This is a genomic window from Pseudomonas trivialis, assembly GCF_001439805.1.
Classification (GTDB): domain Bacteria; phylum Pseudomonadota; class Gammaproteobacteria; order Pseudomonadales; family Pseudomonadaceae; genus Aquipseudomonas; species Aquipseudomonas trivialis.
The window spans coordinates 255949-277981 of the sequence record NZ_JYLK01000006.1 but is presented as its reverse complement, the minus strand read 5'-3'; the positions used below and the strand labels follow the sequence as shown (position 1 = coordinate 277981).

Here is a 22033-nt window from a genome sequence, read left to right as displayed (position 1 = left end):
CATGGCCGAGAGCGAGAGTGGTCAGGACAAGACAGAAGACCCCACGGAGAAACGCAAAAAGGACTCCCGTGAAAAGGGCGAGATCGCCCGCTCCAAGGAACTCAACACCGTCGCCACCATGATGGCCGGTTCCGGCGCCCTGCTGATCTATGGCGGCGGCCTGGCCCTGGATTTGCTGGAGTTGATGAAATACAACTTCAGCCTGCCGCGCGAGGTGCTGCTCAATCCCGATGCCATGGGTCAGTACCTGATGCATTCGGGCAATATCGCGCTGTTGGCGGTGCTGCCGATCCTGATTACCTTGTTGCTGGCTGCGTTGATCGGCCCGGTGGCGCTGGGAGGCTGGCTGTTCGCCGCCAGCAGTATGGCGCCCAAGTTCAGTCGCATGAACCCGGGGGCAGGGCTCAAACGCATGTTTTCCACCAAGGCGCTGGTGGAGTTGCTCAAGGCCCTGGCCAAATTCATTCTGATTCTGTTCGTGGCGCTGGCGGTGTTGTCGTCGGATATCGACGACCTGCTGCGCATCGCCCACGAGCCGCTGGAGTCGGCAATCATCCACAGCGTGCAGTTGGTGGGCTGGAGCGCGCTGTGGATGTCCGCCGGGTTGATCATCATTGCGGCGATAGACGCACCGATCCAGCTGTGGGAGAGCCACAAGAAGCTGCTGATGACCAAGCAGGAAGTGCGTGACGAGCACAAGGACCAGGAAGGGCGGCCGGAGGTCAAGCAGCGCATCCGCCAGCTGCAGCGTGAAATGTCCCAGCGCAAGATGATGGCCTCGGTGCCCGACGCCGACGTGATCATCACCAACCCGACCCACTACGCCGTCGCCCTCAAGTACGACCCGGAAAAAGGCGGCGCGCCGATGCTGCTGGCCAAGGGCAGCGACTTTACTGCGCTGAAAATCCGTGAAATTGCCGTGGCCAACGACATCCTGCTGCTGGAATCGGCGGCGCTGGCGCGCTCGATCTTCTATTCCACCGACCTGGACCAGGAAATCCCCGCCGGCCTTTATCTGGCCGTGGCGCAGGTACTGGCCTATGTCTATCAGATCCGCCAGTACCGCGCGGGTAAAGGCAAACGGCCGGACCCGCTCAAGGACCTGCCGATTCCGCCGGAGCTGCGTCGCGATTCCTGACGCTGTGTGGCTCCCACAGTGACGCATTTTTACATCTCTACCACTCGTCGTTGGGTTGCGTCTACCTGTCAACTTTGACAGTAGCCAGCAGCGCCTGTGCGCGGTTCCATTGCAGTGGAAACTGTACGCAGCTTATGAGGGATATACAGGGGGAAAGGTGTTGAAGGTGTATAGCGGTGCTGTCAAATCCTACGATCCGATCAGGGCCGAGTGGGTGATTGGGTCTGATGATTGGGACGATGAGGTATTTGTCGACGAAAGTGATTGGGACGGGATTGAGTTTTCGATTGGCCAGCAAATGGCATTCCGCATGATCCATCGGCCCAAAGGCCCGTACGCGCTGCCGCCGATCGGATCAGCCACACCAAAACCTTGATGACGCAAGGCGCCAACGGCGCACATCCAGCCTATACGCAGAGCAGAATGTGGGAGGGGGCTTGCTCCCGATAGCGATGGATCAGTCACTCCAGCGGTGGACTGACCCACGGCTGTCGGAAGCAAGCCCCCTCCCGTATTTTTGATCCTGCAGCCAAAACCAAAGTTGGACAGCTTCTTGCAATACCGCCTGCAAGTCGCCTCCCGGCGTCAAAAGTTTGCTTTACGTTACGAGGAATACCGGTGGTGGATCGCTCTCAAATGTTCGGCACGGCCCGTACGACCCTGACTGACCTTTCGCGGGGCAATCTGGGTGTGCCGTTGTTGTTGCTGGTGATGCTGGCAATGATGATGTTGCCGATGCCGCCGTTTCTGCTCGACGTGTTCTTCACCTTCAACATCGCGCTGTCCGTGGTCGTGTTGCTGGTGTGCGTATACGCGCTGCGGCCGCTGGATTTTGCTGTGTTCCCCACCATCCTGCTGGTGGCGACGCTACTGCGGCTGGCGCTGAACGTCGCGTCCACCCGTGTGGTCATGCTGCACGGTCAGGACGGTCACGCCGCCGCGGGCAAGGTGATCCAGGCATTCGGTGAGGTGGTGATCGGCGGTAACTACGTGGTCGGTATCGTGGTGTTCGCAATCCTGATGATCATCAACTTCGTGGTCGTGACCAAAGGCGCCGGGCGTATTTCCGAGGTGAGCGCGCGCTTCACCCTCGACGCCATGCCCGGCAAGCAGATGGCAATCGACGCCGACCTCAACGCCGGGCTGATCGACCAGAACCAGGCCAAGTCCCGCCGCCTGGAAGTGGCCCAGGAGGCCGAGTTCTACGGCTCCATGGACGGCGCCAGCAAATTCGTGCGTGGTGACGCCATCGCCGGCCTGCTGATTCTGTTCATCAACCTCATCGGCGGCATGGCCGTGGGCATCTTCCAGCACGGCATGACCTTCGGCGATGCGGGCAAGGTTTACGCCCTGCTGACCATCGGTGACGGTTTAGTGGCGCAATTGCCATCACTGTTGTTATCCACAGCAGCAGCCATCATGGTGACCCGTGCTTCTGGCTCCGAAGACATGGGCAAGCAGATCAGCCGGCAGATGTTCGCTTCGCCCAAGGCCCTGGCTGTGGCAGCGGGCATCATGGCGATCATGGGCATCGTGCCGGGCATGCCCCACGTGTCGTTCCTGACCATGGCGGCCATGGCGGGCGGCGGTGCCTACCTGTTCTGGAAAAAACAGAACGCGGTCAAGGTACAAGCCCTGCAAGAGGTGGCGCGCCAGCAGGAATTGCTGCCGTCCCCGGCCCGCGCCCAGGAAACCAAGGAGCTGGGCTGGGACGACGTGACCCCGATCGACATGATCGGCCTGGAAGTCGGCTACCGGCTGATTCCGCTGGTGGACCGCAACCAGGGTGGCCAGTTGCTCGCGCGGATCAAGGGTGTGCGCAAGAAGTTGTCCCAGGACCTGGGCTTCCTGATGCCCACCGTGCACATCCGCGACAACCTCGACCTGGCCCCCAGCGCCTACCGCCTGACCCTCATGGGCGTGATTCTCGCCGAAGCCGAGATCTACCCGGACCGCGAGCTGGCGATCAACCCGGGCCAGGTGTTCGGCAGCCTCAACGGCATCACCGCCAAAGATCCGGCTTTTGGCCTGGACGCGGTGTGGATCGAAGTCAGCCAGCGCAGCCAGGCGCAATCGCTCGGTTACACCGTGGTGGACGCCAGCACCGTAGTCGCCACCCACCTCAACCAGATCCTCTACAAGCACTCCCACGAGCTGATCGGCCACGAGGAAGTCCAGCAATTGATGGGTTTGCTCGCCAAGGCCTCGCCAAAACTCGCCGAAGAGCTGGTGCCCGGCGTGCTCTCGTTGTCGCAGTTGCTCAAGGTGCTGCAGGCGCTGCTGGCCGAACAAGTGCCGGTGCGCGACATTCGCAGCATTGCCGAGGCTATCGCCAACAACGCCGCCAAGAGTCAAGATACCGCCGCGCTGGTGGCTTCGGTGCGCGTTGGATTGTCCCGCGCAATCGTGCAAAGCATTGTAGGGCTTGACTCCGAGCTGCCTGTTATCACCCTGGAGCCAAGGTTGGAACAGATTTTGCTCAATAGTATTCAGAAGGCAGGATTAGGCCAGGAAGAGGGCGTTCTGCTGGAGCCAAGCATGGCTGAAAAACTGCAGCGTTCGTTGATCGACGCCGCACAGCGCCAGGAAATGCAGGGCCAACCGGTGATTCTGCTGGTGGCAGGCCCGGTCCGAGCGATGTTGTCGCGGTTTGGACGCCTGGCAGTACCGAATTTGCACGTGTTGGCTTACCAGGAAATTCCTGACAATAAGCAAGTGACTATCGTCGCGACAGTAGGGCCCAACGGCTGAGGTAGTGGGTTATGCAAGTGAAGCGTTTTTTCGCCGCCGATATGCGTCAGGCCATGAAACTGGTGCGTGATGAGCTGGGCGCCGATGCCGCCATTATCGGCAACCGCCGCATCGCCGGCGGTGTGGAGCTGACGGCTGCCCTGGATTACACCCCCCAGGCCCTGACGCCACGTGTGCCGAACATGGAGCTCGAAGACGAGCTGCGCAAGACCGCCTCGCGCATTGTGTCGGCCCAGGCTGAACTGAGCATGCGCGGCGACAGCGATACCACCACCAATCGCCAGCTGTTCGCCGGCCTGCCGCTGACCGCTGCCGAGCCGCTGGTGGAGCCGACCTTTGTCGAGCCGCCGCGTCCTGCCGCGCCGGCCCCGGCCGCCAGCGTCGATCAACGCGTGTTCGATTCGATGCGCTTTGAGCTCAATGGCCTGCGCGAACTGCTCGAAGTACAGCTGGGCTCGCTGGCCTGGAACCAGTTGCAAGGCAGCAAGCCGCAACAGGCCAACCTGTGGCGTCGTCTGCAACGCATCGGCCTGTCCGGCCCGCTGTCGCGCGACCTGCTGGCGCTGACCGGCAGCATCGAAGAGCCTCGCCAGGCTTGGCGCATGCTGCTGGCGCACCTGGCGCGGATGATCGCCACCCCGGAAATCGAACCTCTGGAAGAGGGCGGTGTAATCGCCATGGTCGGCCCTGCCGGCATGGGCAAAACCACCACCCTGGCCAAGCTGGCCGCCCGTTACGTGCTCAAGTACGGCGCCAACAACATCGCGCTGGTGAGCATGGACAGCTACCGTATCGGCGCCCAGGAGCAGCTCAAGACCCTGGGCCGCATTCTCAATGTGCCAGTGACCCACGTCGACCCGGGCCAGTCCCTGGCCAACGCCCTCGACCCGCTGCTGCGCAAGCGCGTGGTGCTGATCGACACCGCCGGCCTGCAAGCCAGCGATCCGGCGTTGCGCATGCAGCTGGAAAGCCTGGCCGGCCGCGGGATCAAGTCGAAAAATTACCTGGTGCTCGCAACCACCAGTCAGAAACAGGTTCTTACCGCTGCGTATCACAGTTACAAGCGCTGCGGTCTGGCCGGCTGCATCCTCACCAAGCTCGATGAAACCGCGAGCCTGGGCGAAGTGCTGAGCCTGGCAATCAGCCATGAATTACCGGTCGCCTACCTGACCGACGGCCCGCGGATTCCGGATGATCTGCATCTGCCGCGTCGTCATCAGTTGGTCAGCCGTGCCGTGAGTGTGCAAATGCAAGACGAGCCTAGCGAGGAAGCGATGGCTGATATGTTCGCCGACCTTTACCACAACCCGGCAAAACGGGTCGGTTGAGGCAGGATGAACACCGTGAAATGTACCTACATCGATGGTCTGCAAGCGATTCAAGCGGCCAAGCCATGTAGCCTGCGTCTAAGCAAGACAAGGTAAAGAAATAAAATGGGCAGCATGCATCCCGTACAGGTGATCGCGGTGACCGGCGGCAAAGGTGGCGTCGGGAAAACTAACGTGTCAGTGAATTTGTCCCTGGCCCTGGCAGAGCTTGGCCGTCGCGTCATGCTGCTGGACGCTGACCTGGGCCTGGCGAACGTGGACGTTCTGCTGGGGCTGACCCCCAAACATACCCTCGCCGATGTGATCGAAGGGCGCTGTGAGCTGCGCGATGTGCTGCTGCAAGGGCCCGGCGGAATCCGCATCGTGCCGGCTGCCTCCGGCACCCAGAGCATGGTGCACCTGAGCCCGGCGCAGCATGCCGGCCTGATCCAGGCGTTCAGCGACATCGGCGACAACCTCGACGTACTGGTGATCGACACCGCCGCCGGCATCGGCGAGTCCGTGGTCAGCTTTGTGCGCGCCGCGCAGGAAGTGCTGCTGGTGGTGTGCGACGAGCCCACCTCGATCACAGACGCCTACGCTCTGATCAAACTGCTTAACCGTGATTACGGCATGAACCGCTTCCGCGTGCTGGCCAACATGGCCCAGAGCCCGCAGGAAGGGCGCAACCTGTTCGCCAAGCTGACCAAGGTCACGGATCGTTTTCTCGATGTCGCCCTGCAATACGTCGGCGCAGTTCCCTACGACGAATGTGTGCGCAAGGCTGTGCAAAAACAGCGTGCGGTCTACGAAGCATTCCCCCGTTCCAAGTGCGCGCTGGCATTCAAGGCGATTGCCCAGAAGGTCGATACCTGGCCGCTGCCCGCCAACCCGCGCGGGCATCTGGAGTTCTTCGTCGAGCGATTGGTGCATCAGACAAGCGCGGGTCCTGTGCTATGACATCCAGCGGCTACAACCTCTATAAAAAATCGGCACGCGACAGCCAGGGCGAACTGATCGAGCGCTATGCGCCGCTGGTCAAGCGCATTGCCTATCACCTGCTGGCCCGTTTGCCCGCCAGTGTGCAGGTCGAAGACCTGATTCAGGCCGGCATGATCGGCCTGCTCGAAGTGTCGACCAAGTACGACGCGAGCAAGGGCGCCAGTTTCGAGACGTATGCGGGTATTCGCATACGCGGCGCCATGCTCGATGAAGTGCGTAAAGGGGATTGGGCGCCGCGTTCGGTGCACCGCAATACGCGGATGGTCAGTGACGCAATTCGCTCAATTGAAGCAAAAACCGGTCGCGACGCTAAAGATCACGAAGTTGCGGCCGAACTCCAATTGAGTCTCGATGATTATTACGGGATTTTGAACGATACCTTGGGCAGCCGCCTGTTCAGTTTCGACGACCTGTTGCAGGACGGCGAACACGAAGGGCTGCACGAGGACGGCGCGAGTGCGCATATGGAACCGTCACGCGACCTGGAAGATGAACGTTTCCAGGGCGCATTGGCGGAAGCCATTGCCAACTTGCCGGAGCGTGAGCGCCTGGTCCTGGCGCTGTACTACGACGAAGAGCTGAACCTCAAGGAAATCGGTGAGGTCCTGGGGGTCAGCGAATCGCGTGTCAGCCAGTTGCATAGCCAGTGCGCAGCCCGTTTGCGGGGGCGTTTGGGAGAGTGGCGCGCGCGCTGACAGGCAGTGTGGGGACACTGCAGACGATACCGCGAGGGTCACGACCTTCGCGGGGTCGACCCGTGGTGGACCCGGCAGTCCTTTTTGTGTAACGCCTGTTGATTGAAATGGCGCGTCCAGGTGCTGGGCGCGTTTAAGACTGCTTGGAGGTCGAATTGGACAAGAACATGAAAATCCTCATCGTTGATGACTTCTCAACGATGCGGCGGATCATAAAAAACCTGTTGCGTGACCTTGGGTTCACGAACACGGTCGAGGCGGATGACGGCATTACGGCGATTCCAATCCTCAACAGCGGCAGCATCGACTTTCTGGTAACCGACTGGAACATGCCGGGCATGACCGGCATCGACTTGTTGCGCCACGTGCGCGCCGACGAAAAGCTGCGCAGCCTGCCTGTACTGATGGTGACCGCCGAAGCCAAGCGTGAACAGATTATCGAAGCCGCCCAGGCTGGGGTAAACGGTTACGTGGTCAAGCCATTCACGGCATTGGCGTTAAAAGAGAAGATCGAAAAAATCTTCGAACGCATCCACGGCTAATGCCATCGCGGGGGAGCTATGGAGCATAAAGAAACAACATTGGGCGATTTTGAGTCGACCCTGAAAAAGCATGCTCACCAGTTGGTCGACAGCCTTGAGAAAGGCCACTTCGGCGACGCGGTGCAGTTGATCCATGAGCTTAACCAGACCCGTGACCGCGGCCTGTATCAGGAAGTGGGCAAGCTCACGCGCGAGCTGCACAGTGCGATCGTCAATTTTCAGATTGACCCGCACATGCCCCAGGCCGAAGAAATTTCGCAGATCACCGATGCCACCGAACGCCTGTCCTATGTGGTCAAGCTGACCGAGGCGGCGGCCAACCGCACCATGGACCTGGTGGAAAACGCCACGCCTCTGGTCAATGGCATGGCCACCGAAGCCCAGTCGCTCAGTCACGACTGGGGCCGTTTCATGCGCCGCGAAGTGGGCGCTGAAGAGTTTCGTGAGCTGGCCCGTCGGGTCGACGGTTTTCTGTCGCGCAGCGAACAGGAAAATCGCACGGTGGCCAGCAACCTCAACGATATTCTGCTGGCCCAGGATTACCAGGACCTCACTGGTCAAGTGATCAAGCGCGTGACCCAATTGGTCACCGAAGTGGAAAGCAACCTGCTCAAACTGGTGCTCATGGCCGGGCAGGTCGATCGTTTTGCCGGCATCGAACATGACCGCGCGGCGATCCTCTCGGAAAAAGATCCACAAAAACATCTCGCCAAGGGTGAAGGTCCGCAGATTCATGCCGATAAACGTGAAGACGTTGTGTCAGGTCAGGATGATGTCGATGACCTGTTATCCAGTTTAGGCTTCTAAGGAGCACCCACATGAGCTTCGGCGCCGATGAAGAAATCCTTCAGGATTTCCTTGTAGAGGCCGGCGAAATTTTAGAGCAACTGTCCGAACAACTGGTTGAGCTGGAAAGCCGACCGGATGATGCGAACCTGCTCAATGCAATTTTTCGCGGTTTTCACACTGTAAAAGGGGGCGCCGGCTTCCTCCAGCTCCATGAGCTGGTGGAGTGCTGCCACATCGCCGAGAACGTGTTCGACATCCTGCGCAAGGGTGAGCGAAAGGTCGACTCGGAGTTGATGGACGTGATTCTCGAAGCACTGGATGCGGTCAATGGCATGTTCAGCGAAGTGCGCGAACGTGCCCCGATCACGGCGGCCACTCCGGAACTGCTGGCCGCCCTGGCGCGCCTGGCGGAGCCGGCTGCCGAGGCGCCCGCTGAGCAAGCTGCGGTTGCGCCGGTAGCCGAGCCTGAGCCCGAGGCGGATGTCACCGACAGCGAGTTCGAACAACTGCTCGATTCGCTCAACGCCGTGAAGGCCGAGGCCGAGGCACCGCAAGCGCCACAGCCACCGCCTGCCGCGCCGACCAGCGAAGACATCACCGACGCCGAATTCGAATCCCTGCTCGACCAGTTGCATGGCAAGGGGCAGTTCGCTGCCGACGCCGTGGCACCGGTCGCCGCGCCGCCCGCAGCCGCAGCGAGCGCCAGCACTGATATCACCGACGACGAATTCGAAGCCTTGCTCGATCAACTGCACGGCAAGGGCACCTTTGCCGTTGACGCCTTGCCGGAAGTCGCCGCGACGGCGCCTGCCGCCGCCGCGCCAGCCGCTCCGGCAGCCAGCGCAGCACCGGCCGGCGATGGGTTGATCAGCGATCACGAATTCGAAGCGTTGCTCGACGAACTGCACGGCAAGGGCAAGTTCACCGAAGTGGCCCCGGCCGCAGCGGCAACTTCCGCGCCTGTCGCCGCCAAGCCGGCACCCGCTCCGGCCGCCAAGCCCGCCCCGGCACCTGCCGCAGCACCTGCACGCGCCCCGGCTGCCGCCGTGGCCGAAAAGCCGGTCACCACCGAAGCCGAAACCACCGTACGGGTAGACACCGCGCGCCTGGACGACATCATGAACATGGTGGGCGAACTGGTGCTGGTGCGTAACCGCCTGGTGCGCCTGGGCCTGAGCAGTGGCGATGAAGCCATGCAAAAGGCCGTGTCGAACCTCGACGTGGTCACCGCCGACCTGCAGACCGCGGTGATGAAAACCCGCATGCAGCCGATCAAGAAAGTCTTCGGCCGCTTCCCGCGTCTGGTTCGCGACCTGGCTCGCCAGCTCAAGAAAGAAATCAACCTGGAACTGGTGGGCGAAGAAACCGACCTCGACAAGAACCTCGTCGAGGCCCTGGCCGACCCGTTGGTCCACTTGGTGCGCAACGCCGTCGACCACGGCGTCGAAACCCCGGAAGAACGTGAAGCGGCGGGCAAGTCGCGCAACGGCAAGGTGATCCTGGCGGCCGAGCAGGAAGGCGACCATATCCTGCTGTCGATCACCGACGACGGCAAAGGCATGGACCCGGCAATCCTGCGCAATATCGCCGTCAAGCGTGGCGTGATGGACAAGGACGCCGCCGACCGCCTCACTGACACCGAGTGCTACAACCTGATCTTCGCCCCGGGCTTTTCGACCAAGACCGAGATTTCCGATGTGTCGGGCCGTGGCGTCGGCATGGACGTGGTGAAGACCAAGATCAGCCAGCTCAATGGCTCGATCAACATCTACTCGACCAAGGGCCAGGGCTCCAAGATCGTCATCAAGGTGCCGCTGACCCTGGCGATCATGCCGACCCTGATGGTGATGCTGGGCAACCAGGCGTTCGCCTTCCCGCTGGTCAACGTCAACGAGATCTTCCACCTCGACCTGTCGCGCACCAACGTGGTCGACGGCCAGGAAGTGGTGATCGTGCGCGACAAGGCCCTGCCGCTGTTCTACCTCAAGCGTTGGCTGGTGGCATCGGCCAAGCATGAAGAACAACGCGAAGGCCACGTGGTGATCCTGTCCGTGGGCACCCAGCGCATCGGCTTTGTGGTCGACCAACTGGTGGGCCAGGAAGAGGTGGTGATCAAACCATTGGGCAAAATGCTGCAGGGGACGCCGGGCATGTCGGGCGCGACCATCACCGGTGACGGTCGGATCGCGCTGATTCTCGATGTTCCGAGCATGCTCAAGCGTTACGCCGCACGGCGTATTTGATTTTGGTGGGGCTCAGGCGGTAACGCCCCCCCCACCTAACGGAGTGTTTATGGTAGTCAAGGTCCTGGTGGTGGACGATTCGGGTTTCTTCCGCCGCCGCGTCTCGGAAATTCTTTCCGCCGATCCAAGCATCCAGGTGGTCGGCACGGCCACCAACGGCAAAGAGGCGATTGACCAGGCAATTGCGTTGAAGCCGGACGTGATCACCATGGACTACGAGATGCCGATGATGGACGGCATCACGGCCGTGCGCCATATCATGCAACGCTGCCCCACCGCGGTATTGATGTTCTCCTCGCTGACCCACGAAGGCGCCCGAGTGACCCTCGACGCGCTGGACGCCGGCGCGGTGGATTTTTTGCCGAAGAATTTCGAAGACATCTCGCGCAACCCCGAGAAGGTCAAGCAGATGCTGTGCGAGAAGGTGCACAGCATTGCGCGCAGTAACCGTCGCAGCCTGTCCAGTGCACCTGCGCCAGCACCTGCACCGACGGCCGCACCGGTTGCGCCCGCCGGTTCCTCGTTCAACCGCCCGGCGCCTGCGCCGACGGCCCGGCCTGCTCCCGTCGCGCCGACCCGTAACCCCGCGCCCGCCGCGCATGCGCATGCGCATTCACCGGCGCCCAAGCGCAAGGCCTACAAGCTGGTCGCCATCGGCACCTCCACCGGTGGCCCGGTGGCCTTGCAACGGGTGTTGACCCAACTGCCAGCCAACTTTCCGGCGCCCATCGTGCTCATCCAGCACATGCCCGCTGCGTTCACCAAGGCATTCGCCGAGCGCCTGGACAAGCTGTGCCGGATCAGCGTCAAGGAAGCCGAGGATGGCGACATCCTGCGTCCTGGCCTGGCGCTGCTGGCCCCGGGTGGCAAGCAGATGATGGTGGACGGGCGTGGCGCGATCAAAATCCTGCCGGGCGATGAGCGCCTCAACTACAAGCCGTGCGTGGACATCACCTTTGGCTCCGCCGCCAAGTCCTACGGCGACAAGGTGCTGGCGGTGGTGCTCACCGGTATGGGCGCCGACGGCCGTGAAGGCGCACGCCTGCTCAAGCAGGGCGGCAGCGCCATCTGGGCCCAGGACGAAGCCAGCTGCGTGATCTATGGCATGCCCATGGCCATCGTCAAGGCCGACCTAGCCGACGCGGTGTACAGCCTGGATGACATCGGCCGGCATCTGGTGGAGGCTTGTCTCTGATGGATGTGTTGAGCCTGATCGGCATCACCCTGGCCTTTGTCGCCATCATTGGCGGCAACTACCTGGAGGGCGGCCACCTCGGCGCCCTGGCCAACGGCCCGGCGGCGTTGATCGTGATCGGCGGCACCGTGGGCGCGGCTTTGCTGCAGGCGCCCTTGAGTTCGTTCAAGCGCGCCATGCAGATTCTGGTGTGGATCATTTTTCCGCCCCGTGTGGACCTCGCCGGCGGCGTCGACCGCGTGGTCAACTGGAGCCTCACCGCGCGCAAGGAAGGCCTGCTGGGTCTGGAGGGCGTGGCCGATGCCGAGCCCGACAGCTACGCACGCAAAGGCCTGCAACTGCTGGTTGACGGCGCCGAGCCGGAGGCAATCCGCAGCATCCTGGAAGTGGATTTCTACACCCAGGAAAGCCGCGATATCAACGCCGCCAAAGTCTTCGAAAGCATGGGCGGCTACGCGCCGACCATCGGCATCATCGGTGCGGTGATGGGCTTGATCCACGTGATGGGCAACCTCGCCGATCCGTCGCAACTGGGCAGCGGGATTGCCGTGGCGTTCGTCGCCACCATCTATGGTGTGGCCAGTGCCAACCTGGTGCTGCTGCCGGTGGCGAGCAAACTCAAGTCGATTGCCCTGCGCCAGTCCCGTTATCGCGAAATGTTGCTCGAAGGCATCCTGTCGATTGCCGAGGGCGAGAACCCGCGTTCCATCGAATTGAAGCTCCAGGGCTTCATGGATTGATGGGGGGAGTTGCCAGTGAGCCGTCGTCGCCGCGAGCCTGAAGAACACGTCAATCATGAACGCTGGCTGGTGTCCTACGCGGATTTCATCACCTTGTTGTTCGCGTTTTTCGTGGTGATGTATTCGATCTCGTCGGTCAACGAAGGCAAGTACAAAATCCTTTCCCAGGCGCTGGTGGGCGTGTTCAACGACACGGATCGCGCGCTCAAGCCGATTCCCATTGGCGATGAGCGGCCCAAAACCGTGACGCCGGCCAAGCCGCTGGTCAATGACAGCGACGAGACCGCCGCGGGCATAGGTGGCACCAGCGACCCGCTGAAAAGCATCGCCGATGACATCAGCGCCGCATTCGGCGACTTGATCAGCTCCAATCAGATGACCGTGCGCGGCAATGAGCTGTGGGTGGAGATCGAACTCAACTCCAGCCTGTTGTTCGCCAGTGCCGATGCCATACCCAGCGACCAGGCGTTCAGCATCATCGACAAGGTGGCGGCGATCCTCAAGCCGTTTGAAAACCCGATTCATGTGGAAGGCTTTACCGACAACCTGCCGATCAGCACCGCGCAGTACCCGACCAACTGGGAGCTGTCGTCGGCGCGCGCGGCGAGCATCGTGCGCATGCTCGCCATGCAGGGTGTGAACCCCGGGCGCCTGGCGTCGGTGGGCTATGGCGAGTTCCAGCCGGTGGCCAACAACGCCACGGTGCAGGGCCGTGCGCGCAACCGCCGTGTGGTGCTGGTGGTGTCACGCAACCTGGATGTACGCCGCAGCCTTACGGGCACCGGCACTGCAAATGCAACACCGGATGCCGCGTTGAAGCGCGCTGGCACACAAACTGCACCGCCAGCGGTTAAGCCGCCGGTTCGACAGGGCTCCGTCAATTCCCCGTCGCCGGCTCACTAATTTTATGCACTGTCTCGGTCGCGCCATTGCCTGCCGGGAGGAACCAACCGAATGAGAGTCTGGGCAGTTGCCAATCAAAAAGGTGGAGTCGGCAAGACCACCACCTCCATCGCGTTAGCCGGCTTGCTGGCCGAGGCGGGCAAGCGTGTGGTCGTGGTCGATCTGGACCCTCACGGCTCGATGACCAGCTATTTCGGCTACGACCCGGATGCGCTGGAACACAGCTGCTATGACCTGTTCCTGCACAAGGGCAGCGTGCCGGCCGACTTGCCGGGGCAATTGCTGCTGCCCACCAGTAACGAAAGTATTTCCCTGCTGCCGTCCAGTACCGCGCTGGCCACCCTTGAGCGACAGTCCCCCGGCCAGAGCGGCCTGGGCCTGGTGATCGCCAAGACCCTGGCGCAGCTGTGGCAGGAATTCGACTACGCGATCATCGACAGCCCGCCGTTGCTCGGTGTGCTGATGGTCAACGCCCTGGCGGCCAGCCAGCAGCTGGTGATCCCGGTGCAGACCGAACACCTGGCCGTCAAAGGCCTGGAGCGCATGGTGAGCACCCTGGCGATGATCAACCGCTCGCGCAAACAGCCGCTGCCCTACAGCATCGTGCCGACCCTGTTCGACCGGCGTACCCAGGCATCGCTCGGCACCTTGCGCGTGCTGCGCGACGGCTACCCGGATGCGATCTGGAACGGCTACATCCCGGTTGACACGCGCCTGCGTGACGCCAGCCGCGCGGGGCTCACGCCGTCGCAGTTCGACGGCAAGAGCCGTGGCGTGCTGGCCTACCGTGCGTTGCTCAAGCATCTGTTGTCGCAGCAGCTCGTGGCGCAGGTGGCATGATGAACCGACCTGTCGACTTCAAGCTCAAGACCCGGCCGCAACTGGCACTCGAATCCTATCTGGATGCCTTGCTGCAGGAAGCGACCGCTGAAGAATTGCCCGAGCCGATCCTGGTGCTCGAACCGGCCCCTGCGGTGCAAGCCCCGCTGGATGAGTTTCAGCTGGCGGTGCTCGAAGAGCAGGCGCGCGACGCGCAGGTGGTGGTGCCGATTGTTCCGCAGCCGGTGGTGGCTGCGCCGGCGGTGGTCGAGCCCGTGGTCGAAGTGCACTTGCCGCCGAGCATCACGCCACCGCCGGTGCGTGGCGACGAGCGCCCGGCCTGGGCCGCGGAGCCGTTCGAATGCCTGCTGTTCGATGTCGCCGGCCTTACCTTGGCGGTGCCGCTGGTATGCCTGGGCTCGATCTATTCGCTCGAAGGCCAGGAGTTGACGCCGCTGTTCGGGCAACCGGAGTGGTTCCTCGGCATCCTGCCGAGCCAGGCCGGCAACCTCAAGGTGCTCGACACCGCGCGCTGGGTGATGCCCGATCGCTATCGCGACGACTTCCGCCAGGGCTTGCAATACGTGATCTCGGTGCAGGGCTACGAGTGGGGGCTGGCGGTGCATCAAGTCAGCCGCTCGTTGCGCCTGGACCCGAACGAAATCAAATGGCGCAGCCACCGTGGCCAACGGCCGTGGCTGGCAGGCACCGTGATCGAACACATGTGCGCGTTGCTCGACGTCGCCGAACTGGCCGAGTTGATCGCCAGCGGTGCGGTCAAGACGATGGCGCACGCCAAACGCAGTTGAGTGAACAATAAGGGCTGCGCGCAAGTGCGGTCAGGCAAGTACACACGCCGTGTCTACGGTATTTGAAGGGGTCAGAGAAATGAACAAGTCAGCGTCCGCACAAGGTTTGGATGATCCGATCCTGCAATGGGTTACCTTCAAACTGGACAACGAGTCCTACGGCATCAACGTGATGCGCGTGCAGGAAGTCCTGCGCTACACCGAGATCGCGCCGGTCCCGGGTGCGCCCAGCTACGTGCTGGGTATCATCAACCTGCGCGGCAACGTGGTGACGGTGATCGACACCCGCCAGCGCTTCGGCCTGGTGCCGACCGAGGTCAACGACAACACGCGTATTGTCATCATCGAAGCCGACAAGCAAGTGGTCGGGATCATGGTCGACAGCGTGGCCGAAGTGGTCTACCTGCGCCAATCGGAAGTGGAAACCGCGCCGAACGTGGGTAACGAAGAATCCGCCAAGTTCATCCAGGGCGTGTGCAACAAGAACGGCGAACTGCTGATTCTGGTTGAACTGGACAAGATGATGAGCGAGGAAGAGTGGTCGGATCTGGAGAACATCTGATTGTTCTTTGAAGCCTTGGTGATTGTGCTGGCCCTGCTGTGGGCCGGGACGGTGGCGTTCGTGCTGCGTTACATGCGCCAGCAACGGGAGTTGGCCCTGCAACAGGCCGAGCGGGATGCGCTGCGTGAGCGGCGCATTCTCGATCTGGTCCGGCGGGTGGATCACTACCAGCAGAGTGCGGTGAAGGTGGGGGATGAGGTGCATGAACTGCGCGCGATCCTGGCGCCTATCCCGGACAAGCTGGAGCAGTTGGAGCAGCGCGATCCGGCGAATCTGTCGTTTGCTCAGGCGGCTAGGTTGGTCGGCATGGGGGCGACGGTGGATGAGCTGACGCAGTCGTGCGGGTTGACCCAGGCTGAGGCGCAGTTGATGAGCAAGTTGCACAAGAGCTAGTTGTGCGGTTGGAGTGCCTGGCTTTTGTGGGAGGGGGCTTGCTCCCGATGGCAGTGTGTCAGCTACCCATAAGTTGACTGACCCACCGCCATCGGGAGCAAGCCCCCTTTGCTTGCTTTGGGGCTTTTTGTATAGAGCGGATCCGCCAGTAACCCTTACCTGAATAACGGATATGTTCCCAATCTGCCTGCATCGCCCAAAGCCGCCCTCATCAAAAAATCGCGCCAACCCCGGTAAACCAATCGCCCTCGGCAAAGGTCACATGCCTCATGCACCTTCAACTCCCGGAGTAACCCACCAATGACCACCCCCAAAGCCCTGTTGATCCTCCACGGCAAGCAAGCCCTCAACGAGGACGTGCGCAGTGCAGTGAACGCCAGGCGCGAACTGGGCTGGGAATTGGCGGTTCGGGTGACATGGGAAGGCGGAGATGCACGGCGCCTGGTCGATGAAGCACTGGCCGGCGGCTACACCCACATCATCGCCGGCGGCGGCGACGGCACCTTGCGCGATGTGGCCGAAGCCATGGCCCAGTCCAAGGCGGATGCCAGCCTGGTGCTGATGCCCCTGGGCACCGCCAATGACTTCGCCAAGGCCGCCGGTGTGCCCCAGGAGCCGGCCCAGGCCCTGGCGCTGCTGGATACGCCGGCCAGGGCGATCGACCTCGGTCAGGTGGGCGGGCAGATCTTCCTCAATATGGCCACCGGTGGCTTCGGCAGCCAGGTCACCGCCAATACCTCGGAAGATCTGAAAAAAGTCCTCGGAGGCGCCGCCTACCTGTTCACCGGCCTCACGCGCTTCAGCGAGTTGAAGGCTGCCTATGCCGAGCTGGACGGGCCGGACTTTCACTGGCAGGGCGAGCTGCTGGCGCTGGGGATCGGTAACGGTCGGCAGGCGGGCGGTGGGCATGAGCTGTGCCCCGACGCAATGGCTGATGATGGCCTGCTCGACGTCAGCATTCTCCCGGCACCCCAGGAAGTGGTGGGTACACTGCGCGAGCTGATGAACAATGGCTGGGGCCTGGACGCGATGTTTGTGCGGGCGAGGCTGCCATGGGTGCAGATCAGGCAGGCGAGGGAGCTTTACATCAACCTCGACGGCGAGCCGCTCAGCGGCGATGACCTGCGCTTCGAGGCGTTGCCCAAGGCCCTGCGCGTGCACCTGCCCGAGGGTTCGCCGCTAGTCGTCCAGGCTGATAATCTGCTCGCGCACGGCGAATAACACCAACCCCGCCACGTCGAAGATCTGCAGCCGCTTCATGATCTGCGAGCGGTGCGCTTCGATGGTCTTGATGCTTAGGCCCAGGCCATGGGCAATTTCGCGGGTGGACTTGCCGCGCACGATCAGGCGCAGGATCTCCAACTGCCGCGCTGTGAGCGTGTGGCTCGGCACGGCAGCCGAAGCGGTGCCCTGACTGCGCACCAGCGCCTGGTTGATCACGGTGTGGGCGATGGCCGGGCTCAGGTAGCGCTCGTTGTCGCGCAGTGCGCGCAGGGCGTGTTCCAGCTCGGTGGCGGTGGTGTCCTTGAGCAGGTAGCCATGGGCGCCGCACTCCAGGGCGCGCATGATCATCTCCGCGTCGGTGTGCATCGACAGAATCAACACCTTGCTCTTGGGATACGCACCCTTGAGCTGTTGCAGGGCATCGAGGCCGCCGGTGTGTTTCATCGACAGGTCCAGGAGCACGATATCCGGTTGCAGAGCGGCGAACCGCTCCAGCAACTGCGCGCCATCGCTGGCTTCGCCGATCACCGCGTAGTCGGGAATATCCATGATCAATGCACGCACGCCGGCTCTGATCAGCGCGTGGTCATCCACCAGGAGCACACTGCAGGTCACTCGATGACCTTCGGACGATTGGCGCGTTCGAGGGCGCGCGGTGCCCAGGGGAACAGTGCGTCGATGCGGGTGCCTGTGCCAGGCTGGCTGCTCACCACCAGGGTGCCCCCCAGTTGGTCGACCCGCTCGCACATCCCGGCCATGCCGCGTTGGCCTTCAAGAGCGGGGTTGCTGGCAGGGGAGAAGCCCTGGCCGTCGTCGCAGACCATCAGCGACAGGCCTTCGGGCAAGCGTTGCAGGCGTACCAGCAGATTGTTCGCCTGGGCATGACGCAGCATGTTGGTGACCGCTTCCTGGGTAATGCGAAAGGCCGCCACGGCCATTTCCTCCGGGATGCCAGTCAGCCGCTGCTGGCATTCCAGGCTCCAGTGCACCGGGGTGTTCGCCAGGGTCTTGAGCAGATGGGCGCGCAGGCTGGCTTCCAGACCGAGGCTGGACAATTGGCGCGGGTTGAGAATGGCGGACACGTCGCGCACTTTGGCCAGGGTTTCATTCAGGGTGTTGCACAACACCGTGCATTGCCCCTGCAGGTCGTCCGGCAGGCGGCGCTGCAGCCAGTCGCTTTGCAGCTTGGCGGCGGTGAGCAGTTGGCCGATGTCGTCGTGCAGTTCGCGGCTGAGGCGGTGGCGTTCGTTTTCCTGCACCTGCAGCAGACGCTCGGCCAACTCCCGGGGTTGGAACCTGATGGCCTTGCGTGATTTCCACTGTTGCAGGCCGACCATCAGCAACATCGCCGCGTTGAGCAGCAGCACCGCCAGTGGCAGCGGGCTGGAGCGGGCGTAGGCCCACAGACTCAGCGACAGCGAGCCAAGGCACAGGACGAGGACCATGCGGCGTGCATTGCCGCGCGAAACAGACCTTGTAATGAGTGACTTGAGGCTGGCGTACATAGCGGATGGAGCCAATGAAGTTGAGTCTTCGAGCGGCGCATAGTACCACCACTATTACCGTTGGTCGCCAGGCGCATGACGTCGCCTGGCCCGTTCAGGCCAATGGCTCGGGCGGCAGTTTCGGTAGTCAGGGAGGAGGCATTGCGGTTCAGGCGCGCATGTAGTGGTCAGGACTGTTTATGACCAATCGATATTTTTCCCGGCCAGTAAAGTTCAAACGGCGGCGTTTCGCGTCGTTAACGACTCTATGCCCGCCTGCAACTCAGGCGCTGTGGTGCAAACGTTGCTGGGGTTTATAGCTGAAGTTCTTCTGCGGAATCTGCAGGGAGGCCGTTGCGATCAGCGTGGTTTGTTCAGTTTCGTCCAATTGCAAGCGGCCGGTACGGGCATCTATCAGTTCAAGTTGCCACGCCAGTAATGTCAGACAATCGTGCAGCGCTGCCAGCGCCTGATCATGCAATTGCAAGGGGTTTTCGGCGTTGGCGATCAGCTGCTGGATGTGCCTGGAAAACTCCCCGATCCCCTGCAGAGCCAGGCTGTCGGCCTTTTCCGCCAGCGTGCTGAGGCTGCTTTGCATGCAGTCGATGGCATCACTGTCGTTGCGAATCATCTGCAGGTGGCTCAGGCATTCTTCCGACTTGGCCAGCAGCTTTTCGGACTCCTGCTGAAACCGGGAAAGTGCAACTTGCCATTCGTTAGCGTCGTTCATCATGCAAGTCTCCACAACATAAGGTCGGGTGATGAGATGCCGCACTGGGTGAATGGCTTAAAACTAGCGCTGAAATATGACTGAGATCTGTAGGTAGCTTCCGATATTTTAGTAGGAAGTTTATTTAAAAATGGGCCGCGCGTCCTCGTGCCGCCGGCAGTCGGGTGCATTCGGCCCGCGTCGGTTGCCGTCTGGTTGACGTCTGGAAGGCCTTTGGGCCGTGGGCTGGCGATGGCGAGCAAAGGCCTGACTCCATTCATGTAATGAGAATGGCGTCACATTAATGGCTATTAGATATCGCGAATATCAGGTCAGGCCTGATTGCGCCTAGGGGAACCCCTTACGCGACGGAACCTCGCGTGGTTTTGAGGGTCGCGCTGCGTCGTTGCCAGGCCGTATGGAGGCACCGACGAAGTAAAGCATGATATCAGTGTGACATCAATGCGTTTAAATGGCATTTTACAGGGGTCAAGGTCTGGCGTTCGCCGCCGATAACCAACCTTAAGCGAACAGCACAATCCCTCAGCGCACCAGGAGCTTTCAATGGCCGGCATTCTCGACTCGGTAGATCAACGCACGCAACTGGTGGGTGAGAACCGCCTGGAGATCCTCATGTTTCGCCTGGCCGGGCGGCAACTGTTCGCGATCAACGTGTTCAAGGTGCAGGAAGTGCTGCAACTGCCCAAGCTGACCCTGATGCCCCAGCGTCATCCGTTCGTGTGCGGCGTGGTCAACCTGCGTGGCCAGACGCTCCCGGTCATCGACCTGTCCCAGGCCATCGGCATGCGCCCACTGGTACCGGGTCCGAACAGCACCATCATCGTCACTGAGTACAACCGCTCGGTGCAGGCATTTCTGGTGGGCGGCGTCGACCGCATCGTCAACATGAACTGGGAGGCCATCCTGCCGCCGCCGGCCAGCGCCGGGCGCCAGCACTACCTCACGGCCATCAGCAAGGTCGACGACCAGTTGGTGGAAATCATCGACGTGGAAAAAGTGCTGGCTGAAATCGTGCCGTACAACGCCAAGGTTTCCCGCGAAAAACTCGAAGACCCGGTGCTCGAGCGCGCCCGTGGCCGCGAAGTGCTGCTGGTGGACGACTCCAATGTCGCCCTGTCGCAACTGCGCGACACCCTGGGTCAGCTCGGCATGAAAATGCACATTGCCAGCGACGGCCTGAAGGCGCTGAACATGCTCAAAGGCTGGGCTGACAGCGGCCAGGTGATGACCGACAAACTGCTGATGATCTTCACCGACGCCGAAATGCCCGAGATGGATGGTTACCGTCTCACCACCGAGATCCGCAACGATCCGCGTCTGCGGGAACTGTATGTGGTGCTGCACACCTCGCTGTCCGGCAGCTTCAACGACTCCATGGTGAAGAAAGTCGGCTGCGACAATTTCCTCTCCAAATTCCAGCCCGACAAGCTGGTGGATGTAGTGCGTCAACGCCTGATGCTGGACGAAGTGTCGGCTTGACCTTAGGGTGACGGCTTTGCCCCTCAGGAAAGCAGGCTCATGCTTCGTCTCAGCGCGTTGTACCGTTACCCTTTGAAGTCCGGCAAGGCCGACACCCTGCAGCACATCGGCCTGGATAAACTCGGGCTGCAAGGGGACCGACGCTGGATGCTGGTGGACGAAGCCAGCGGGCGATTCCTTACGCAGCGGGCGGTGGCGAAAATGAGCCAGCTGTCGGCGCTGTGCAATCCTGCCGGCGGCCTTACCCTGAGCTCGCCGGGCTACGCCACGCTGGACGTGGCGCTGCCCGACAGCGCGGCTGAACTGCGCGGCATCACGATCTGGCGCGACACCTTGCGCGTGCCGGATGCAGGCGACGCAGCCGCCCGCTGGGCCAGTGACTTCATCGGCAAACCGACGCGCCTGGTGCACATGCCGCTGGAGCGTGCGCGCGCCACCGGTGCAGGCTTCGGCAAGGACAGCGACCAGGTGGGCTTTGCCGACGGCTACCCGCTGCTGTTGATCGGCCAGGCATCTCTCGATGATTTATCCGCGCGCATCGGCCGGCCCATGCCGATGCTGCGTTTTCGCCCCAACCTGGTGATCGAAGGCGCCGAAGCCTTCGCCGAGGACGGCTGGAAACGCCTGCGCATCGGTGATATCGAATTTCGCTTGGTCAAGCCCTGCTCGCGCTGCATTCTCACCACCATCGACCCGCAGACCGGCGAGCGCAGCGCCGACCGCGAGCCTTTCGCTACGCTCGAAACCTATCGCAAGACCGAGAACGGCGCGATGTTCGGCCAGAACCTGGTCAACGATGGCATCGGTGAATTGGCGGTGGGGATGCCGGTGACGGTGCTGGAATAAAAAATGCCCGTCTCGCAGGAGGCGGGCATTTTTTCAAGCCGTAATGCTTAGCTGCGGTATTCGCACAGGTAAGCGGTGTCGACGGCGACCTTGAGCTGGAACTTGCTGTTGGCCGGCACGTCGAAGCGGCTGCCGGCAGCGACGGTTTTCCAGTCGCTGGCGTCCGGCAGCTTGACGCTCAGGGCGCCGGACACCACGTGCATGATTTCGCGCTGGTCGGTGCCGAATTCGTATTCACCCGGGGCCATGACGCCGATGGTCGCTGGACCTTCTGCGGTGCCGAAGGCGATCGACTTGACGGTGCCGTCGAAGTACTCGTTGACTTTGAACATGGGCGAATCCTCGCAAAAGGGTCTGGAAAGGTCGGCCAGTATGCCCAAGG

The 22033-nt window shown here is 61.9% G+C and carries 23 protein-coding genes; 19 read left to right on the top strand and 4 right to left on the bottom strand.

Annotated features, from left to right (window positions below; translation table 11 throughout):
* Nucleotide 1 precedes the first annotated feature (1 nt).
* From flhB to yegS, 17 genes are all read left to right on the top strand, one after another.
* Nucleotides 2-1138, top strand: coding sequence for a flagellar biosynthesis protein FlhB (gene flhB, locus TU79_RS11990; protein WP_057008165.1), 1137 nt, complete (start codon nt 2-4; stop codon nt 1136-1138).
* Between the two features lie 157 nt (nt 1139-1295).
* A complete protein-coding gene (locus tag TU79_RS11985) occupies nt 1296-1514 on the top strand; it encodes a hypothetical protein (RefSeq protein ID WP_231986865.1) in 219 nt (72 codons plus the stop codon).
* A gap of 260 nt (nt 1515-1774) precedes the next feature.
* Nucleotides 1775-3889: a flagellar biosynthesis protein FlhA gene (flhA, locus tag TU79_RS11980; RefSeq protein WP_414896206.1), complete on the top strand. Its 2115-nt coding sequence runs from the start codon at nt 1775-1777 to the stop codon at nt 3887-3889.
* Between the two features lie 11 nt (nt 3890-3900).
* Nucleotides 3901-5217: a flagellar biosynthesis GTPase FlhF gene (gene flhF / locus TU79_RS11975; RefSeq protein ID WP_057008164.1), complete on the top strand. Its 1317-nt coding sequence runs from the start codon at nt 3901-3903 to the stop codon at nt 5215-5217.
* Nucleotides 5218-5322: 105 nt separating this feature from the next.
* Entirely contained in the window at nt 5323-6156 is an 834-nt protein-coding gene (gene fleN, locus TU79_RS11970) for a flagellar synthesis regulator FleN (RefSeq protein WP_003192912.1), read from the top strand.
* On the top strand, nt 6153-6893 hold the full coding sequence (gene fliA / locus TU79_RS11965) for an RNA polymerase sigma factor FliA (RefSeq protein WP_057008163.1): 741 nt from the start codon (nt 6153-6155) through the stop codon (nt 6891-6893). Before fleN ends, fliA begins: the two co-directional genes overlap by 4 nt.
* A 167-nt stretch (nt 6894-7060) precedes the next feature.
* Complete coding sequence (locus tag TU79_RS11960; protein WP_015885173.1) at nt 7061-7435, top strand: chemotaxis response regulator CheY; 375 nt, start codon at nt 7061-7063, stop codon at nt 7433-7435.
* 18 nt (nt 7436-7453) lie between these two features.
* Nucleotides 7454-8242, top strand: coding sequence for a protein phosphatase CheZ (locus TU79_RS11955; RefSeq protein ID WP_057008162.1), 789 nt, complete (start codon nt 7454-7456; stop codon nt 8240-8242).
* An 11-nt stretch (nt 8243-8253) separates the two neighbouring features.
* The gene (locus tag TU79_RS11950; protein WP_057008161.1) at nt 8254-10467 is read left to right on the top strand and encodes a chemotaxis protein CheA; all 2214 of its coding nucleotides are present in this window, start codon (nt 8254-8256) and stop codon (nt 10465-10467) included.
* 49 nt (nt 10468-10516) lie between these two features.
* Nucleotides 10517-11662 (top strand): protein-glutamate methylesterase/protein-glutamine glutaminase, encoded by a 1146-nt coding sequence (locus TU79_RS11945; protein ID WP_057008160.1) that lies wholly within the window; start codon nt 10517-10519, stop codon nt 11660-11662.
* Nucleotides 11662-12402, top strand: a complete 741-nt coding sequence (locus TU79_RS11940) for a flagellar motor protein (RefSeq protein WP_003236851.1) — start codon at nt 11662-11664, stop codon at nt 12400-12402. The genes TU79_RS11945 and TU79_RS11940 overlap by 1 nt, the downstream gene beginning before the upstream one ends.
* 15 nt (nt 12403-12417) lie before the next feature.
* Nucleotides 12418-13305, top strand: a complete 888-nt coding sequence (gene motD, locus TU79_RS11935; RefSeq protein ID WP_057008159.1) for a flagellar motor protein MotD — start codon at nt 12418-12420, stop codon at nt 13303-13305.
* A 51-nt stretch (nt 13306-13356) separates the two neighbouring features.
* Nucleotides 13357-14145 (top strand): ParA family protein, encoded by a 789-nt coding sequence (locus tag TU79_RS11930; RefSeq protein ID WP_003236847.1) that lies wholly within the window; start codon nt 13357-13359, stop codon nt 14143-14145.
* Nucleotides 14145-14933 (top strand): CheW domain-containing protein, encoded by a 789-nt coding sequence (locus tag TU79_RS11925; RefSeq protein WP_057008158.1) that lies wholly within the window; start codon nt 14145-14147, stop codon nt 14931-14933. Before TU79_RS11930 ends, TU79_RS11925 begins: the two co-directional genes overlap by 1 nt.
* Before the next feature lie 79 nt (nt 14934-15012).
* Entirely contained in the window at nt 15013-15495 is a 483-nt protein-coding gene (locus TU79_RS11920; RefSeq protein WP_003236843.1) for a chemotaxis protein CheW, read from the top strand.
* Entirely contained in the window at nt 15496-15888 is a 393-nt protein-coding gene (locus TU79_RS11915) for a DUF2802 domain-containing protein (protein WP_057008157.1), read from the top strand. It abuts the gene before it with no gap.
* Between the two features lie 300 nt (nt 15889-16188).
* Nucleotides 16189-17109 (top strand): lipid kinase YegS, encoded by a 921-nt coding sequence (gene yegS / locus TU79_RS11910; protein ID WP_057008156.1) that lies wholly within the window; start codon nt 16189-16191, stop codon nt 17107-17109.
* On the opposite strand, the gene TU79_RS11905 is transcribed toward yegS, so the two are convergent.
* The 3 genes from TU79_RS11905 to TU79_RS11895 all read right to left on the bottom strand — a co-directional run bounded on the left by TU79_RS11905 (nt 17068) and on the right by TU79_RS11895 (nt 19329).
* Nucleotides 17068-17727, bottom strand: coding sequence for a response regulator transcription factor (locus TU79_RS11905; protein ID WP_057008155.1), 660 nt, complete (start codon nt 17725-17727; stop codon nt 17068-17070). The genes yegS and TU79_RS11905 overlap by 42 nt on opposite strands.
* Complete coding sequence (locus TU79_RS11900; protein WP_057008154.1) at nt 17724-18617, bottom strand: sensor histidine kinase; 894 nt, start codon at nt 18615-18617, stop codon at nt 17724-17726. The genes TU79_RS11905 and TU79_RS11900 overlap by 4 nt, the downstream gene beginning before the upstream one ends.
* A gap of 262 nt (nt 18618-18879) precedes the next feature.
* Nucleotides 18880-19329 (bottom strand): hypothetical protein, encoded by a 450-nt coding sequence (locus TU79_RS11895; protein ID WP_057008153.1) that lies wholly within the window; start codon nt 19327-19329, stop codon nt 18880-18882.
* 540 nt (nt 19330-19869) lie between these two features.
* Here TU79_RS11895 and TU79_RS11890 point away from each other — a divergent pair.
* Nucleotides 19870-20805, top strand: coding sequence for a chemotaxis protein CheV (locus tag TU79_RS11890; protein ID WP_057008152.1), 936 nt, complete (start codon nt 19870-19872; stop codon nt 20803-20805).
* A gap of 39 nt (nt 20806-20844) precedes the next feature.
* Complete coding sequence (locus TU79_RS11885; RefSeq protein WP_057008151.1) at nt 20845-21651, top strand: MOSC domain-containing protein; 807 nt, start codon at nt 20845-20847, stop codon at nt 21649-21651.
* A 47-nt stretch (nt 21652-21698) separates the two neighbouring features.
* Here the strand turns inward: TU79_RS11885 and ppnP are convergent, their stop codons facing one another.
* Nucleotides 21699-21983 (bottom strand): pyrimidine/purine nucleoside phosphorylase, encoded by a 285-nt coding sequence (gene ppnP / locus TU79_RS11880; RefSeq protein WP_057008150.1) that lies wholly within the window; start codon nt 21981-21983, stop codon nt 21699-21701.
* Nucleotides 21984-22033: the final 50 nt, after the last annotated feature.

Coding starts and splice junctions, on each gene's coding strand:
- flhB (WP_057008165.1), top strand. CDS start 2: ATGGCCGAGAGCGAGAGTGGTCAGGACAAGACAGAAGACCCCACGGAG.
- flhA (WP_414896206.1), top strand. CDS start 1,775: ATGTTCGGCACGGCCCGTACGACCCTGACTGACCTTTCGCGGGGCAAT.
- flhF (WP_057008164.1), top strand. CDS start 3,901: ATGCAAGTGAAGCGTTTTTTCGCCGCCGATATGCGTCAGGCCATGAAA.
- fleN (WP_003192912.1), top strand. CDS start 5,323: ATGGGCAGCATGCATCCCGTACAGGTGATCGCGGTGACCGGCGGCAAA.
- fliA (WP_057008163.1), top strand. CDS start 6,153: ATGACATCCAGCGGCTACAACCTCTATAAAAAATCGGCACGCGACAGC.
- TU79_RS11960 (WP_015885173.1), top strand. CDS start 7,061: ATGAAAATCCTCATCGTTGATGACTTCTCAACGATGCGGCGGATCATA.
- TU79_RS11955 (WP_057008162.1), top strand. CDS start 7,454: ATGGAGCATAAAGAAACAACATTGGGCGATTTTGAGTCGACCCTGAAA.
- TU79_RS11950 (WP_057008161.1), top strand. CDS start 8,254: ATGAGCTTCGGCGCCGATGAAGAAATCCTTCAGGATTTCCTTGTAGAG.
- TU79_RS11945 (WP_057008160.1), top strand. CDS start 10,517: ATGGTAGTCAAGGTCCTGGTGGTGGACGATTCGGGTTTCTTCCGCCGC.
- TU79_RS11940 (WP_003236851.1), top strand. CDS start 11,662: ATGGATGTGTTGAGCCTGATCGGCATCACCCTGGCCTTTGTCGCCATC.
- TU79_RS11930 (WP_003236847.1), top strand. CDS start 13,357: ATGAGAGTCTGGGCAGTTGCCAATCAAAAAGGTGGAGTCGGCAAGACC.
- TU79_RS11925 (WP_057008158.1), top strand. CDS start 14,145: ATGAACCGACCTGTCGACTTCAAGCTCAAGACCCGGCCGCAACTGGCA.
- TU79_RS11920 (WP_003236843.1), top strand. CDS start 15,013: ATGAACAAGTCAGCGTCCGCACAAGGTTTGGATGATCCGATCCTGCAA.
- yegS (WP_057008156.1), top strand. CDS start 16,189: ATGACCACCCCCAAAGCCCTGTTGATCCTCCACGGCAAGCAAGCCCTC.
- TU79_RS11900 (WP_057008154.1), bottom strand. CDS start 18,617: ATGTACGCCAGCCTCAAGTCACTCATTACAAGGTCTGTTTCGCGCGGC.
- TU79_RS11895 (WP_057008153.1), bottom strand. CDS start 19,329: ATGATGAACGACGCTAACGAATGGCAAGTTGCACTTTCCCGGTTTCAG.
- TU79_RS11890 (WP_057008152.1), top strand. CDS start 19,870: ATGGCCGGCATTCTCGACTCGGTAGATCAACGCACGCAACTGGTGGGT.
- TU79_RS11885 (WP_057008151.1), top strand. CDS start 20,845: ATGCTTCGTCTCAGCGCGTTGTACCGTTACCCTTTGAAGTCCGGCAAG.
- ppnP (WP_057008150.1), bottom strand. CDS start 21,983: ATGTTCAAAGTCAACGAGTACTTCGACGGCACCGTCAAGTCGATCGCC.